Genomic DNA, 14,624 nt, shown 5'->3' on the forward strand with positions numbered 1-14,624 from the left:
TCTATTTTCAAAGCCTTCAATTATTTAAGGTCTTTGCTCTGCAGCAGCTCAATTGCTGCAATGATCCCAATTTTCGGATGGCTACAGCTGTTTCCTTTCTCTATAAAAACTATCCTCTGCTCTCTGCCGTAAAAGCACTGTTTTATCTGTTTATAAACAGGCCTTTTTGATCAGGGAGCAAGAAAAAAAGAGTCATCTATCAAGGGAGTACGCTGAAAACAAATAGACAATAATGTTCTCCGCACGCTTCTGATTCTTCTTTCCAAGATCCCTTTTTTCTCGAACTACTGTCGTCCATTTGTTTTCATCTCCCTTACCTCGTTTGTGATAAATCCGTTCTCTACATTCAGTTCTTTTTTGAATAATTTCAATTCAATCTGTCCATCTACATAGCTATCTAATACGCTCATATAATCAAGTTTTTCATAGAAGGACCAGGCCTGTTTTCTTCCTGTCAGAAAAATAATCTTATAGTTCATCACCGCAGCTAGCTTCTCTGCATAGCGCAACAGCTGTTTGCCAATACCTAAACCTTGACAACAAGAAGCAATCGCTACCTGCTTTACTTGGATCATCTTCTGATCGATCGGATGCATCAATAATGTTCCTACAACCTTTCCATCTCTGCGAACAGTCAAATGCAGATCGTTCTGTTCGTCTAAAGGAGCGGAAGTCAGCTGCTTTTGCCCCGAGTTTTTTTTCAACAGATCATTACGCAACTCGATGCCTGCCCAATAATCCCGACTATTCCATTGCACTACCGTAAACACTGTTTTACCATGATGTTTCCTCCTCTGCTAATTGATAGACCTCTATAACCTCTGGTATGTTGAATAAGTGAGTAATGATTTCTGTAATCGCCAGCTCACTATTTACTGCCGGCTCGATTTCAACAACTAACTGGGTACGTTTCCCCGTGAGATCCGAGCAGGAAAAACGACAGAATTTAAGAAAATAATGATCCAGCAGATGGACAATTTCTGTCCGAAGCATGACCTCGGCAGATCCCTTGCCAACGACCGATAGAAAAATTGGTGCGCCTTGTTCTCCTTCTTCTGATTGATTCTTTTTTGACCAGCAGTCCAATTTATACGAAAAAAACCGAATCAGCGTATTGACTAGCGTGATCATTCCTGCGGCACATCCACCTTCTACAAGATATCCCGAGCCAATCAAGGTTCCTACTGCTGCCGAACACCAAAGCGTTGCCGCTGTATTAAGACCTGTCACACTGAAACCATCTCTCAGAATCACTCCTCCGGCGAGAAAACCAACACCGCTAACAATTTGTGCCGCAATCCGACTAGGACTTCCATCCTCTGTGATCAACGTAGACAATACGGCAAATAATGTCGCCCCTAATGAAACCAGGACCATCGTTCTGATACCCGCAATCTTTTTCCGCCATTGCCGCTCCATACCAATAACTGCTCCTGCCAAGATACTGACGAGCATCGTTACCAAAAATGCATCATACCTCACCTCCTATACACTTTTGAAAATCAATACATGTCATCAATAACAAAAAGACCTCTCGCAAAAAAACTCAGCGAAAGGTCTGAAACTGCACAAAAAAAATGCTTATTGATCTAATCGTTGAGTTTTAGCACTATACAACGTAAAAAGCATTGCTTTTAGCTGCCTTATGAAAAGCCTTGTATTCGACAATTCCTGTTCTACCCATTGGCGTCTCTCGACATTTTTGGGCAGCAGCCTGTGTTTGTATAGGAGCCTCACCTAACAAATCGTATTTAATTTTCGAGTTGATAATAACAAAGGAAAAATAATCTGTCAACCGACTTCTTCCAGAAAAGAATTAGAATAACCCCCGTAAAAAAGAAAATCCTCTGTTTTACCAAACAAAGAAACCCTTTAAAAGAAAGACATTGCTCATTTCTAATAGATTCATTCATTCCATTTAAAAATTTTTTTATTTTTTTTGATTCTATTCCATCGATGTTAGAAATTCACAACAAGAAAAGAAGAAGAAAAAATCGCCCCTGCTTCCTTCTTGATGCTGTTCATTCAATCGCTCTTTGCAGTATACTTGTGTTACTAGAACAAAAAAGAAAGGAGAAATTATGCAGTGCTTATCAGAAAATATTTTAACTAAGGTCATAAAAAAACGACCCGAAAATAGCCATAAAGGAACATTCGGCAGGGCCGTACTAATTGGTGGAAACGCACAATATGGTGGAGCAATCATCATGAGTGCCCAAGCCGCAAGTCTCGCCGGTACTGGGTTAGTCACCGTGATTACTGACAAAAAAAATCATCCTGCTTTACATGCTCGACTACCTGAAGCGATGGTCGTTGATTGGCTCGATCAGCAACTGATCGATGAAGTAAGTCAGCAAGCCGATGTCTTGTTGATTGGCCCAGGTCTAGGGTTATCTCAACACAGCAAACTTTTGATTCAATCGGTCTTAGACAAGCAAACAGCGAAGCAGTGGCTCGTTATAGACGGTTCAGCAATCACGTTATTTGCAGAACAAAGACCGCAATTAAACTATCCTGAACAAGTAATTTTTACACCCCATCAGAAAGAGTGGGAACGTTTAAGTGGACTACCGATAGAAAAGCAAAGCACTGACAATAATCAGCTTGCACAACAAGCGTTGCTTGCTTCTGTCGTAGTTAAAAGTCATCGAACAGAAATCTATACAAAGCACGCAGTTTACACTAATCCACTTGGCACACCCGCCATGGCTACAGGTGGAATGGGGGATACTCTCGCGGGTATGATCACTGCATTTGTTGCTCAATTTCCAGACAAGGAAGACGCACTTTGCGCCGCTGTTTATCTCCACAGTTTGATAGGTGAAGCGTTGGGGAAAGAACGATATGTTGTTCTCCCGACAGAACTGGCTAATCAGCTTCCCTATTATATGAAACGCTTTGAGCAATAGGATTTTCACACCTGCTCCTTTCAAAAAAAGCAAATCTAGACAACAAAAAAGAGCGTGGGACATAACTCAAGTCCTACGCTTGTTCTGTATCTAAACCCGAATAAACGGTGGGCCAGAAGCAACTACTAGTAGCGAGCTGCGTCGATGTCCGCTCAACACTCGTAGGCCCTAAACTGCGACGAGCCACAAGCGAGAATGCATCAGTGGTAAACCATTGTGTTTCAAGGCTCTTCGACAATAAGCTGAAATTCAGCAAAAATTTGTCATGAAGCAATTTTCGTGAATTCCATCTTATTGCTTAGAATCACTGTGATTGCTCTTTTGAGCAGAACAGATGATGAAAAGTACCTACTTGGTAACATCGTCAACTTAAAGAATAGAGAAAAAAGAAAGCGTAGCTATCTGTTAGTAAAGAGAGTATAAAATCACGTATTGCGTACTTGACTAGATAATTGAAGGAGTAACTAAGAAAAAAAGCAAAAAAAAGCTTCTCTCTGAATAAAATGAAGACTGCTTTTTTAAAAACTAGGTTTTTGATTTTGTTTATATTTATTGTGGTGTTTGTATTTTCGTTTGTTCCTTTGGAGATCTCGAGGAAGATAAACCGCTCGTAGTATGTCTTCTTCCAACTTTTTGAACCGAAGTAGCTTTTCCTTATCGTCCTTTTCAAGGACAATATCAATCAACTGGTCTTTCCACAAGCCAATTGCTATATTCTCATTGATCTTTTTCTTTGTTTCTTTCTGATTTAAATGACTCATCACATCTTGAACCATGTTATAAACAAGACTTTGAGCTAAAAAATCTTGATAGACACAAACTGGACTTTTACCTGAAACCTGTTCAATTTTCAATTTGTTTTTTACTGTCTGCCAGAGTTTTTCGATTGCCCAACGTTTTTTATAAAGTTCAAGAATTTCTTCTCTCGTAATTGTTGCTGGGAGATTCGTCATAAATACATTCATTTGACCATTTTCCAATGGTAGTTGAATCATACGGGTCATTATCCCCTTATTCGCCTCAAAGTCTTTTGCGAGTTCAGGCTCTACTCGTTTCATTGTTCTTAAACGTGAATACGTACAGGACAAAAAAACGGATGAATCAAGAGAGGTCAGTTGTGCCCGTTCCTTTTGATAAATCGTCGAAGGGATTCGAATCAAGTAGCTAAGTTTCTGTTTCTCAATAAAATGAATGAGATCCAGTGAGGGGTATCCGCGATCAAAAAGTACGAGCCGCGGAGCTTGAAAAGGAATTGACTCTGAGGAAAGAAGATTCTTTTTCGCTAAATTTTTTTCACCGACATGAAGCGAATCAATCTGGAGATCAATCAGGAAGGCATTGAACACATCCATTAAGCCACTCGTTTGTGCTCGTACAGATGTTTCACCAAATCGATTGCCATTTTGACTGAAAAACAGGCGATTTTCTTTCGAATTTGGCACTTCCATTCGACTACCGTCAATGGCAAAAACAAGATAATTATGCCAAGTTTTTGGTGTATCTTGTGTGTAAAAATGAGAAAGATACTGTAAGTTTAAAAATCGAAACGCTTCAGGGTTTACTTTCTTTCGTTGTGAAAGAAATGCTTGTTTGGATAATGTCATTACAGAGGACCCCTTTCGCTTTAAGTAGTGATAGACTTCCATGGTGGCCGTAAGGCCACGTTTGAAAAGAAACGAATAAATGACTTCATTTAAGGGGAATTTACGAGTACGAGTAAAACTGTTAGGAGAATCTGGGAATCGAGCAATTGAATGGAAATGAGAAGAAGTGAGTGAGTTAGAAATCAGATCGAATCGTTTGTGATAAGGAGCAGCCATTCGAATCACCTCTTTTCTTTTACTATAAAAGGTTCTGAGGAAAAAGAAAAGAGAAACTCTGCTATTTTTCAGAGTTTCTCTTAAGTTGACGATGTTACCTACTTGGTGCTTGAAGTTTGACGCTTCTGGTCCAGCCACTTTTCTATCCAATCCCCTTAGTCTCCACCAATGCCAACTCAGCCTCTGTCAAAGGGCGGTACGCACCCAATTCAAGCTGTTCATCCAAATACAACGCGCCCATTCGAAGTCGTTTCAGATAAATAACTTGTTTATCAACAGCTTCAAACATCCGCTTCACTTGATGAAATTTCCCCTCTTGAATAACTAAACGAATTTCTGATTCCCCAACAGCTTCATCCACAGAATCAATAACCAGTTGTCCGGGTTTCACAGCCTCCCCGTTTTTCAAGGTGAGCCCCTCCGCAAATAATGCGATATCCTCTTTTGTCACAATTCCGGCAATACGAGCAAAATACTCTTTGTCCACATGCTTTTTTGGTGAAAGTAAGCGATGGGCCAATTGGCCGTCATTGGTTAAAATCAATAGCCCTTCTGTATCCTTATCCAATCTCCCCACAGGAAACAGATCCTCCCGAAAATCTTCATCTGAAAGTAAATCAATCACCGTTTCATCGTATTTGTCCTCTGTCGCTGAAATCACATCTTGGGGCTTGTGCAGCATATAATAAAAATTTTTTTGATAGCTCAAAGGCTCTTCATCATAAGCCACTCGATCCGTCCATTCATTGACTTGGTATTTGGCATCCTTGATTACCTGATCGTTAACAGTAATGATTCCCTGCTTCAATAATTTTTTCACTTCTTTACGGCTGCCACAGCCTGTCTCTGCTAAAAATTTATCTATACGCATCGTTTTTTCCTTTCATTGATAAATAGACTGCGGGACAGAAGTCCCTTTAAAGCTAAGTCCCTCTGTCCCGTTTATGAGTTATTATTTGATTCGAACCTTTTTGCGTAGCGCATTTACATTTTTACCAAGCAAACGATCTGCTAAACGAAGCTTCAAGGTCATATAGCCGTAAACTCCGGCTCCTACTGCCGCAACCAGTAAAATAATCAGGAAAGCCTGAATTTTTCGGTCCGGCGTTAAAAATAGATACAAGAATTGTCTGGTTACAAAGGCAAAGACAACCATGATCAAGGTAATAATCAGAACCAGCAAGCTACGACGCAAGGTCAAGCTCAGATTGAATTTCGCAATTTCTTTGATTTTACGGATCATTAGATAGCTGGCAACACTGAAACCAATCACAGTGGCAATCAGCGGACCATACACTTCAAACATCCGTATACTTGGGTACTGAACGATTAGTTTGACGACTAAGCCAATCCCAAAATAACGCATAGCAGCACGATTGCCGTACATCCCCATCAACATATTCGATACCAACATGTATAATGCAAGGAATATCCCTGCATAACAGGCTTGAATCAGAACATTTGTCCCTAAGGCATCTGGGCGATAGAACAAGGTATACAGCGGCTTCGCCAATACGATCATCCCAAAGGTTGAGGGCAGCATCACAAAGGCAAACAGCTGTAGATTATTGCTGATTAGTTTTGACAATCCACGGTAATTTTTCAACGTCACTGCCTCAGTAATCAATGGTAAGCCTGTGGAAGCAATAGATGTCGCAAGAGCAATTATGACCATCGTCAGCTTATCTGGGTTCGCATTAAAAATCCCGAACAGCTCACGTAACTGACTGTCAGAATAGGTCGTAAAGGTTCGCATAAAATTAGAAAAAGTAAATTGATCGACGAGCTTGAAAACTGTCACACCTGAACCTACGATGATAAAAGGAATCGCTTCTCTAAATGTCTCGATCAATAGCTCCTGAGCAGAAATCTTATGCTTGTTGGCGCTATGTTCTTCTAGGTAATCGAACATCGGGCGCTGCTTGTGCATATAGAAATACAGCACCACAAAGCTGACGATCATCCCAATAAACGCCGCAAATGTTGATTGTGTCACTGCATCTACATAATTTCCATCCAGCACCTTCATGATAATAAATGCCGTCAAAAGCATATAAAACACGCGAGCGACCTGCTCAGCTATTTGTGATAAGGCAAATGGCATCATATCTTGATTTCCTTGGAAATATCCTCTGATAACACTCATACAAGGAAAAATCAACACAGCCAAACTCAATGCTTGCATGGTAGGTATCAGCTCTTCTCCGCCACCGGACCAACTGGCTAGCGCAGGAGCAGCTAAATACATGATCACAGCGAAAACCAATCCCAGAATAGCCATCATTTGCAAGGCTTTACGGAATAGCTGGCGACTGATTTTGTATTCATTCATCGAATTGTAATGTGCCGTCTGCTTGGCAATAGCCGCAGGTATTCCTGCAGTTGAAATCAATAGAAATAATGAGTAAATAGTGTACCCCATAGAAAGTAGACTATTCGCCTCGTCGCCATGCTCACCCATCCAGGCATACCATGGAATAATATAAACCGCTCCTAATAAGCGGGAAATGATGTTACTGGCTGTCATCCACGCTGATCCCTTGACCATTTTTTCTTGATTGGATAACATTGTTTGTCCATCGGACACTGGTTGATTGATCATTAACTCCTCCAACTTTCTCTTAAACATACTCTTCTTATTTTAATTGTAAAATCGAGGATATGCAATGGATTTATAAAATAATTATTCGTTGTTCGTGAAATTGCGCAAAGAAACGATGAATGCCCGTCATTTCAGGAAATCACGAGTCTTTTTTTTATGTACTTCGCTTATTCTTTCACAAACCTGAAGCTTAAGCAGCTCTTTATTTTATATCTAAGTCAAACGCTTTCGGATGAAATCGTCAAGAGAACGTCCCCATCTTTAACGTTTCTTTTACTTATCGTTCGGATAGCTGTGACTCATGCAAAGCAATCTCATAAACCATATTCAGTCGATTGGCATAATCAGTATGGTGGACGGTTTGATGAAAAAAGGTAATGATTTGTTGGCAACACTCGATCCCCGCCGGCTCATTTTTCTTGATCAGAAGTAGTCCCCGCAAAAACTCCGCGTAAGCATCAAAAGGTAAGGAGTATAGATCCTTCCTTGCCGAGTCACTGTCTCTGTACATGATTAAAATATTTTCCGCATGAGTCAATTGATTCAACCGGATAAAATGAGCTGCGACATGCAGAAGAAAATCAATCACCTGGTGTTGAAGCACCATGTGTTTGTCTATCTTCCGACGAAATACTTGCTCTGTGCGCAAAAGCAATTCGTCTGCTTCAAAGGGCATTTGCGCATAGGTCGCCAAAAAGAACTCATAGCGTCCCCACTCCTCTACTTCTCTCAAATAATTCGTGATAACGCCCATATCCACATCAAAGGAAGCCGTAAAAATCGTGTTGTATATATTTTTACTGACTATTGCCACATGATAGAATCGCTCTTCCTTCGTTTCCCTATATTTTTCTTCATAGCTGTTGATGAGCTTCTTAAATGCTAAAGAATTACTGGAATGACCGATAATATCCAGCTCATGTTCTACGTTTCGCAGCCAACTGTCTACCATGTCTCCCTGCCATTCATGGATAAACTCTTCGGTTGATGCGTTCATTCGGTTCATTAATAAAAAGTAATTTGACAGACTGATGTTGCTGTCACCCCGTTCAAATTTCCTTAAAAACTGCGGAGAGACAATTCCCTCAGCTGTTTCTGTCACTTTTAAGCCCTTTCTCTCTCTAATCTCTTTAAACACTTGCCCTAATTGTTCCATCTATGCTCTCCCGATTGATTATATTCTGAAGGAAACTATAGTTTCCTTTTAAATAACCTATGTCTCTCCCGCTCTTTCTTTTGAAAGAATAGGTTCTATATTCATTATTTTCATTTCACTATGTGTATAATCACTTTACCACTAAAGAAAGGGCTTTGTCATACAAAAGTTAGGGTTGCCACTCATGCATCTACCCATTTTATCTGTCGTTTTCAGCTTTCTTCTTAGCTACTCGAGCTTGTTGCTTTTCCCATTCCTGATGTCTCTGGTTCGGAAAAATATTCTTCTCGTGCTTTTTCTCAGCCTAGCCCTGCTAATCAGCCTCTTTGTGCTCAGTGCCAGAAGAAAAAAAGGGTTGCCTTCTCCCATATCCAGTCATCACTAAGCCTGTTAAAACGTGAACTACAAGAATATCCTGATACAATAATACAGAGATTTTCGATACGCTTTCGAGAGTCTCTTTTTGTTTGCTCATTTTCATCTCTGTCTGACTCGAATGATTCCTACATTCCTTAATTTAATCGACAATTCGATGCCTCCTCGTCTTCTAAAAAATGATTTTTATGAAAATTAATAAAAAGTAAGAAAACAACTTGTATTTCATTATAAAGATTTGTATGATGGAAATGCTGAATTAAATTAACGGAGGCGGGAAGAAACATGGGAAGAAAAGAAGACAGACAGGCAATGAAAACACCTATAACAAAAAAAAGATGGTTTTGGTTCCTGATTCTGCTGGTGCTCGCCGGAGGCGGTTTTGCCGCAGTGAAGTTGATTCCAATTCCACTTGATTTTACTTTTGGTAAAACGGCGACAGAAGAGTCGAGTACACCACCAAAAGAATCTTCAGAAAACAATATCACGGCAGAAGATGCTGGCGAAATTATAGCAACCTATAAATCAATTGCTTTAGGCGATCCCTTGGTAGAAGACACAAAAGGAGCTACGTACGATGAAGTAGTGGCAATTCTAGGTGAACCGAGCTCAAATGTCGATTCTGAAATCGGCGGCACCACATCAAAAATGGTCATCTGGAACAGCTTTAACGGTGCTGCAACGATTAGTGTAACCTTCAAGGATAACCAGGCGACTGGAAAAAGCATGTCAAAAATTCCTGTAGAAGAAAAGAAAACAAAAATCACGACGGCGCAGGTCGATGCGATTCCGTTTGACGGAACGTATACCTATGACCAAGCCAGCCAATATTTTGGTACACCAGATTCACTCAGTGATTCGTTAATCGATGGTGTACAAGCTGTTACAGCTATTTGGACGACCAATATGGAACAAGGCGTGACCTTCCACTTTGACAATGATATTGCTGTCTCTAAGGAAGCTGTGGAATAGAATAATACAAGACTAAAGCTCCTCCTTACATGTATTGCGTAGGGAGGAGCTTTAAAGCATCTCTTGACTCTCAGTACAAAGAATACTATTTGAAAAAGTGACTTATATTATCGCATCCTCTGAAACCAAGGCAATGATTCTACCCATGTAGTTCCACTATCATCATTTTAGGGGTGCTAGGACCGATCTTGGCTATTGATGCTTCGGAATAGTCGACGTGGTACTCCTCTCTTCAACTGGCAGAACAAATAAAGCCGATCCAACAACTACAATTTTTTAAACTTTCTTATAATCTAGTAGTCTGATAATTTTATTTGGCTGTTTCCTTAAGAACTGATTGTTTTTTCATAAACGCTGTTGTTATAATATTTAGAGCACTATAAACTGATAGTTGAGTCGATTTTTAGTCCGTTCAACTACTCGCTGATTGTGTATTTGAATCCAAGGAGGCTATACTTGTGATAGAAATTGGAACGAAAATAAAAGAACTAAGAATCTCAAAAAAATTGTCTCAAAAAGAGCTAGCTGAATTTTTAAATGTTACTCCTCAAGCAGTTTCAAAGTGGGAACTGAATAAAAGTTATCCTGATATTGATACTTTGGTAAAACTCAGTCGGCTTTTCGACGTTTCAACAGCTGTTATTCTAGGGGAAGCAAAACAATCTTTTTTTGATTCTTTTTTCAAAAATAAAGGATGGATTAAAATGAATCAATCAGACAAAAAAACACACAACCGAACAACCAGTTAGATACAGTTGATCAGACAAAAGAGGGCTCTAGAAAAAAGATAGCTTTTGTACTCTATGCAAATAATGCTTTGCTAGGTACAGGTTATTTATCCGGTGTGCCTAATAAGAAGAAATTGGAAGAAACAATTTATAAAGCCCTCGAAAAGGACTACTTAGTGACGTTTAAATGGGAAGCTGCAAAAGAGCTTGGCGTAGAAGCGCTAATTATCCCGAAACCCTTTTATCCAATTTTTAATAAGGATAAAATTGAAGAAATCAATGTACCTGCAACCCTTTTTATTAACGAAAACGTAGAAGAAATAAAACAACTCATTGATGATCATTTCAAGAATAAACTAAAATAGCTTGATTGATAAATTGAAAGAATAAGAGTGTGCTGATGACCAGTTTCTTCTGGAAAATCTTCCACTCTTTTTTGTATTCTTTGCGTTTTAGAGCATCAGCTAAGGGGTATTCTTAATCATAAAAAGTCTTACCTGATAAATTATTTTTCGTTTTGAATGAAACGATTTTTATTTTGGCAGATAAGCAGTCGGCTAAAAAAGTAGGATATTTACTTTCTGCATTATCCCACTACTTTGCAATCGTTCGCTAAATCAGCTATTCATCCTTTTTAGAAAGCTATATTTTATTACTTACTATTTTTACAATATATTGGATGTGTTTCCCCAAAATTCAGCTTTTTTAGGTCACTACATATAACTCAATTCCCACACTTTTGATTTGCGGTTTTATTAATAAGACTATTCATAATTTGCTATTTTTCCGGTGTGATATACGAGACCATTGGTACGGTTACACCAATAGAGCTTCCTCTAACGAAGGGTTTGTCTTTTAGCGCTGTTAAATTCTTTACTTGTCCTGTGACCATCACTCCTAAAACTTCTAGGTCATCTACCTTTTTATTTTGATTATCCTGTATAAAAGCCGCCATTTCTTTATTGAGCGTGGGGGAAATGTATGTTTCAAATGAGCTGAAAAAATAATCTTTATCTGCTTCTGCATCAAAGATACGATTTTCTTCATCAACACTTAATTGAAAACCATAGACTGGCATACCGGCAGGACCTTGGCTTTCGTCTCTCTCCTCAGAAAACAAATACAACCAAACAACATTGACGTTTTCAGGAAACATTTTCTTCACTTCACTATAGAGATAGGGCTGATCAAAAGAAATGGCTACCTCTGCAAGAGAATCATCCATGTTTTTTAACTCCTCTAATTCATTTTTCACCCCATCATAATAGTTTTCGATCGCCGGATTGTAGAATGTGGCGACTTTTTGCTTGGTTTGACGATTGTATTCATACGAGTTTTTAGAGGAATGGTACCAGGAAGGAAGTAGTTCATTATAGTCTATCTCGTTTCCCAAAACACTGTACTTGCTACGTAAACTACTCCATGGCACCATATAGCCGTCTATATTTTTCGATTGGTTCGTGACTACTTCTCCGCCTAAAATTGAACTGTTAGCAATCACCTGCGAATCAATTTGTGTGTTTGGTGACGCAATTGTTTGATAGGTAAACAACGACTGGTCCAGCTCATGGTAATTGTTCGTAGCGACCTTATCTAATATGAAAACCAACATACCCGACATCGTCAGAAAAATTATGATCGAAACACAACTAATCGTCACTAACTGCTTTCTTTTAGCTTTTTTGATACTCTTATTTAAATCCATCATTGATCCTCCCAATTTGCTTTTAATTTTTTTCGTGCTCTGTATAATTGCTTCTTCACGGTTTCTACTTTTTGATCTAACATAGCTGCAATATCCTCATACGATAGTCGATAATAATACTTAAGTATCAGCAATTCCTGTTCTTGACTTTTTAGCGAGTCGATAGTCATCCATAAATTTTCTGACTCATTCGTTGGATTCGACTGAGCGTCGATATAGCGAAAGATCAGCTCTTTTTCACGTTTCTTTTTCCTGAATAGATCGATATAATTATTGAAAGAAACTCTAAAAAACCAAGGACGTAAATTATCCTGTGTCACATGGATAAGAGAAGAAAATATCGTATCATATGTTTTAGAAACAGCATCCTCTGCGTCTTCCAGGGTACTTCCCTTTTTTATCAGCACATTAATTACTTCTTGTCCCAATAAAAGCAATGCTTCTTCAAATGTCATTTCCTGTTTCATTTTATTTTCTCCTTTCATCTATACAACGTTTGAATAGCTAAAAAAGTGGACAAGAATAGTCATTTTATTTATTGTTTCTTTTCATTTTAGAATAGATAATCATTTCAACACATCGTATCGCAAGTAATACACCCATCGCAATACAAAAACATAGCTACAACCTAGACCTGCCTAAAAGCTAAAAAATAGACGGTAGAGTATAGGGATTAAGCTCGTCATCTGAAGCTTAACACTTATACACCACCGCCTTAAGTAGCAACTAAAACAATAGCTTTTATTCGCTGTTAAAGCTATATGCCGTTGTATCATTTTTATATCCGATCCCTCATCACACGATAATTCTATATATTTCCATTACTTGGCTTTCTTTTTGTATTCTATCAATTGATAGACATCAGGTAAGTCGCGTTCGCTATAAATATCGATTTTGAGCGTCGTTAGCTTGCCTCCATTGGTCATAGCCGTTGCAAAAATTTGCTTTAATTCATCTGCTATATCTAAGTCCAAAACACCTTGTCTGCTTCTTTCGTTAAAATGAAGTCCAATAGTGAAATACCCGTCTTTCGCTTCTCCCCAAAACAATGTTTTTTTCTTCCGAGTGACCTTCATAAGCCAACCACCATCTTTGTAAAAACGCCATTCCAGAACAGCTTCAAAATCTGGTAGCTTGTCTACTAATAATTTATACGCAGAAAAACTATTACCTAAAAAAATGCGTAAATTTTCATTTGTTGGCTCTATATTTTTATCCTTTTTAAAATCTATCATAGTACTCCCCTTCACTGTTACCTCTTTTTTTGATTGGTAACCAATATTCAAGAATGACTCGCTCTACCCCATCTTTAACATGGACCGAAATATCAGGACCGTTATCATATTCATAGCCGCTTGTTGGCAGCCATTCTGAAATCACACGCTTTCCCAACACCTGTGTCTCTTCAATCGTTTTGCCCTCATAAGAAAAAATTGCCCAAGTATAAGCATCAATCCTATATTCTTCTAGAGGCTCTTCTATAGGTGCATTGGTTTCAACCGAAATCAAATAGTGCCAGCTTTCAGTCTTATCATCCGGCATCATTACTTCAAGTAATCCCTCTGACTCCTTTTCCATTAATCCCTCTAGCAGCTTGATTGTACCGTTCTCCTCAGCAAGCTGCCACATCTGCTCAACCGGCTCATTCATCTCTTCAAAATCACCAAAAAGTGGAATAGACGTGCCGACAACTCGGAAGGCTTCCTTTGCCTCGATCCTGAAATCCAGACTTTCCACTCCTTTCACCACTAATTGAAAGCTAAGCGGTGCATAGGATTTAACCGAAGCACCATCTAATTTAACAAGCGAAGGCGCTATCCCATGAACACTTTGAAAGGCACGATTAAAGGCAGTCGGTGAATTATACCCGTATTTTAGAGCCACATCGATGATTTTCATATCGGCATTTTTTAAGTCGACCACCGCCAAAGACATCCTTCTGCGCCGGATATATTCCGATAATGGAACACCTGTCATATAAGCAAACATTCTCTGAAAATGATAGGAAGAGCAGCCAGCTATTTCAGCAATATCATCGGTATGCAGAGCCTCTGTAATATGTTGTTCAATGTAGGTAATTGCCGCATTCATTTTTTCTATCCAATCCATTTTTATCATCTCCAATAGCATTTATATCGTTTATTATAAGGTAGGATAAAAATTTCGTCCTCTCTTCTCACATAATAATTAGCGAGCAAGCGTATTATCAAATAGCTCTATCCAAAATTTTTTATAACAAATGCACGCAATGGATCGAAGTTGTATTCCCCAAGCAACCTCAACAATCAGCAAGTTCCGACACGTTGTCTTGATGTTTTCGACTTGAAATTGTATGATAAACAAGAACGTCGCAAAGC

14 protein-coding genes and 1 riboswitch are annotated in these 14,624 nt (G+C 38.9%); of the genes, 4 read left to right on the plus strand and 10 right to left on the minus strand.

Annotated elements, in window-relative coordinates:
• Positions 1-284: 284 nt before the first annotated feature.
• The gene (locus tag A5888_RS11865; RefSeq protein WP_339101633.1) at positions 285-770 is read right to left on the minus strand and encodes a GNAT family N-acetyltransferase; all 486 of its coding nucleotides are present in this window, start codon (positions 768-770) and stop codon (positions 285-287) included.
• A 4-nt stretch (positions 771-774) separates the two neighbouring features.
• Positions 775-1,482, minus strand: a complete 708-nt coding sequence (locus A5888_RS11870; RefSeq protein WP_249274491.1) for an MgtC/SapB family protein — start codon at positions 1,480-1,482, stop codon at positions 775-777.
• A 99-nt stretch (positions 1,483-1,581) separates the two neighbouring features.
• A riboswitch (M-box (ykoK) riboswitch) is annotated at positions 1,582-1,752 on the minus strand.
• Positions 1,753-2,081: 329 nt separating this feature from the next.
• Here A5888_RS11870 and A5888_RS11875 point away from each other — a divergent pair.
• Complete coding sequence (locus A5888_RS11875) at positions 2,082-2,909, plus strand: NAD(P)H-hydrate dehydratase (protein ID WP_086349529.1); 828 nt, start codon at positions 2,082-2,084, stop codon at positions 2,907-2,909.
• A gap of 518 nt (positions 2,910-3,427) precedes the next feature.
• Here the strand turns inward: A5888_RS11875 and A5888_RS11880 are convergent.
• The 4 genes from A5888_RS11880 to A5888_RS11895 form a co-directional block, all read right to left on the minus strand.
• Entirely contained in the window at positions 3,428-4,879 is a 1,452-nt protein-coding gene (locus A5888_RS11880; RefSeq protein ID WP_086349528.1) for an IS4 family transposase, read from the minus strand.
• Positions 4,872-5,600: a pseudouridine synthase gene (locus A5888_RS11885; RefSeq protein WP_086349527.1), complete on the minus strand. Its 729-nt coding sequence runs from the start codon at positions 5,598-5,600 to the stop codon at positions 4,872-4,874. Before A5888_RS11885 ends, A5888_RS11880 begins: the two co-directional genes overlap by 8 nt.
• Before the next feature lie 81 nt (positions 5,601-5,681).
• Entirely contained in the window at positions 5,682-7,331 is a 1,650-nt protein-coding gene (locus A5888_RS11890) for a putative polysaccharide biosynthesis protein (RefSeq protein WP_086349526.1), read from the minus strand.
• A 277-nt stretch (positions 7,332-7,608) separates the two neighbouring features.
• Positions 7,609-8,487: a helix-turn-helix domain-containing protein gene (locus A5888_RS11895; protein ID WP_086349525.1), complete on the minus strand. Its 879-nt coding sequence runs from the start codon at positions 8,485-8,487 to the stop codon at positions 7,609-7,611.
• 660 nt (positions 8,488-9,147) lie between these two features.
• On the opposite strand from A5888_RS11895, the gene A5888_RS11900 reads away from it, so the two are divergent.
• The 3 genes from A5888_RS11900 (at position 9,148) to A5888_RS11910 (ending at position 10,927) form a co-directional block, all read left to right on the plus strand.
• Positions 9,148-9,834 (plus strand): DUF3862 domain-containing protein, encoded by a 687-nt coding sequence (locus tag A5888_RS11900; protein WP_086349524.1) that lies wholly within the window; start codon positions 9,148-9,150, stop codon positions 9,832-9,834.
• A 458-nt stretch (positions 9,835-10,292) separates the two neighbouring features.
• Complete coding sequence (locus tag A5888_RS11905) at positions 10,293-10,583, plus strand: helix-turn-helix domain-containing protein (protein ID WP_086349523.1); 291 nt, start codon at positions 10,293-10,295, stop codon at positions 10,581-10,583.
• A 95-nt stretch (positions 10,584-10,678) separates the two neighbouring features.
• Complete coding sequence (locus A5888_RS11910) at positions 10,679-10,927, plus strand: hypothetical protein (protein ID WP_086349522.1); 249 nt, start codon at positions 10,679-10,681, stop codon at positions 10,925-10,927.
• Between the two features lie 413 nt (positions 10,928-11,340).
• On the opposite strand, the gene A5888_RS11915 is transcribed toward A5888_RS11910, so the two are convergent.
• From A5888_RS11915 to A5888_RS11930, 4 genes are all read right to left on the minus strand, one after another.
• A complete protein-coding gene (locus tag A5888_RS11915; RefSeq protein WP_086349521.1) occupies positions 11,341-12,267 on the minus strand; it encodes an anti sigma factor C-terminal domain-containing protein in 927 nt (308 codons plus the stop codon).
• Positions 12,267-12,734 carry an RNA polymerase sigma factor gene (locus A5888_RS11920; protein ID WP_086349520.1) on the minus strand — a complete coding sequence of 156 codons (468 nt, stop codon included), beginning with the start codon at positions 12,732-12,734 and terminating at the stop codon, positions 12,267-12,269. Before A5888_RS11920 ends, A5888_RS11915 begins: the two co-directional genes overlap by 1 nt.
• A 354-nt stretch (positions 12,735-13,088) precedes the next feature.
• Entirely contained in the window at positions 13,089-13,502 is a 414-nt protein-coding gene (locus A5888_RS11925) for a DUF3788 family protein (protein ID WP_086349519.1), read from the minus strand.
• Complete coding sequence (locus A5888_RS11930; RefSeq protein ID WP_086349518.1) at positions 13,489-14,376, minus strand: AraC family transcriptional regulator; 888 nt, start codon at positions 14,374-14,376, stop codon at positions 13,489-13,491. The genes A5888_RS11925 and A5888_RS11930 overlap by 14 nt, the downstream gene beginning before the upstream one ends.
• Positions 14,377-14,624: the final 248 nt, after the last annotated feature.

It is taken from the genome of Enterococcus sp. 9E7_DIV0242, assembly GCF_002140975.2.
Classification (GTDB): Bacteria; Bacillota; Bacilli; order Lactobacillales; family Enterococcaceae; genus Enterococcus_L; species Enterococcus_L clewellii.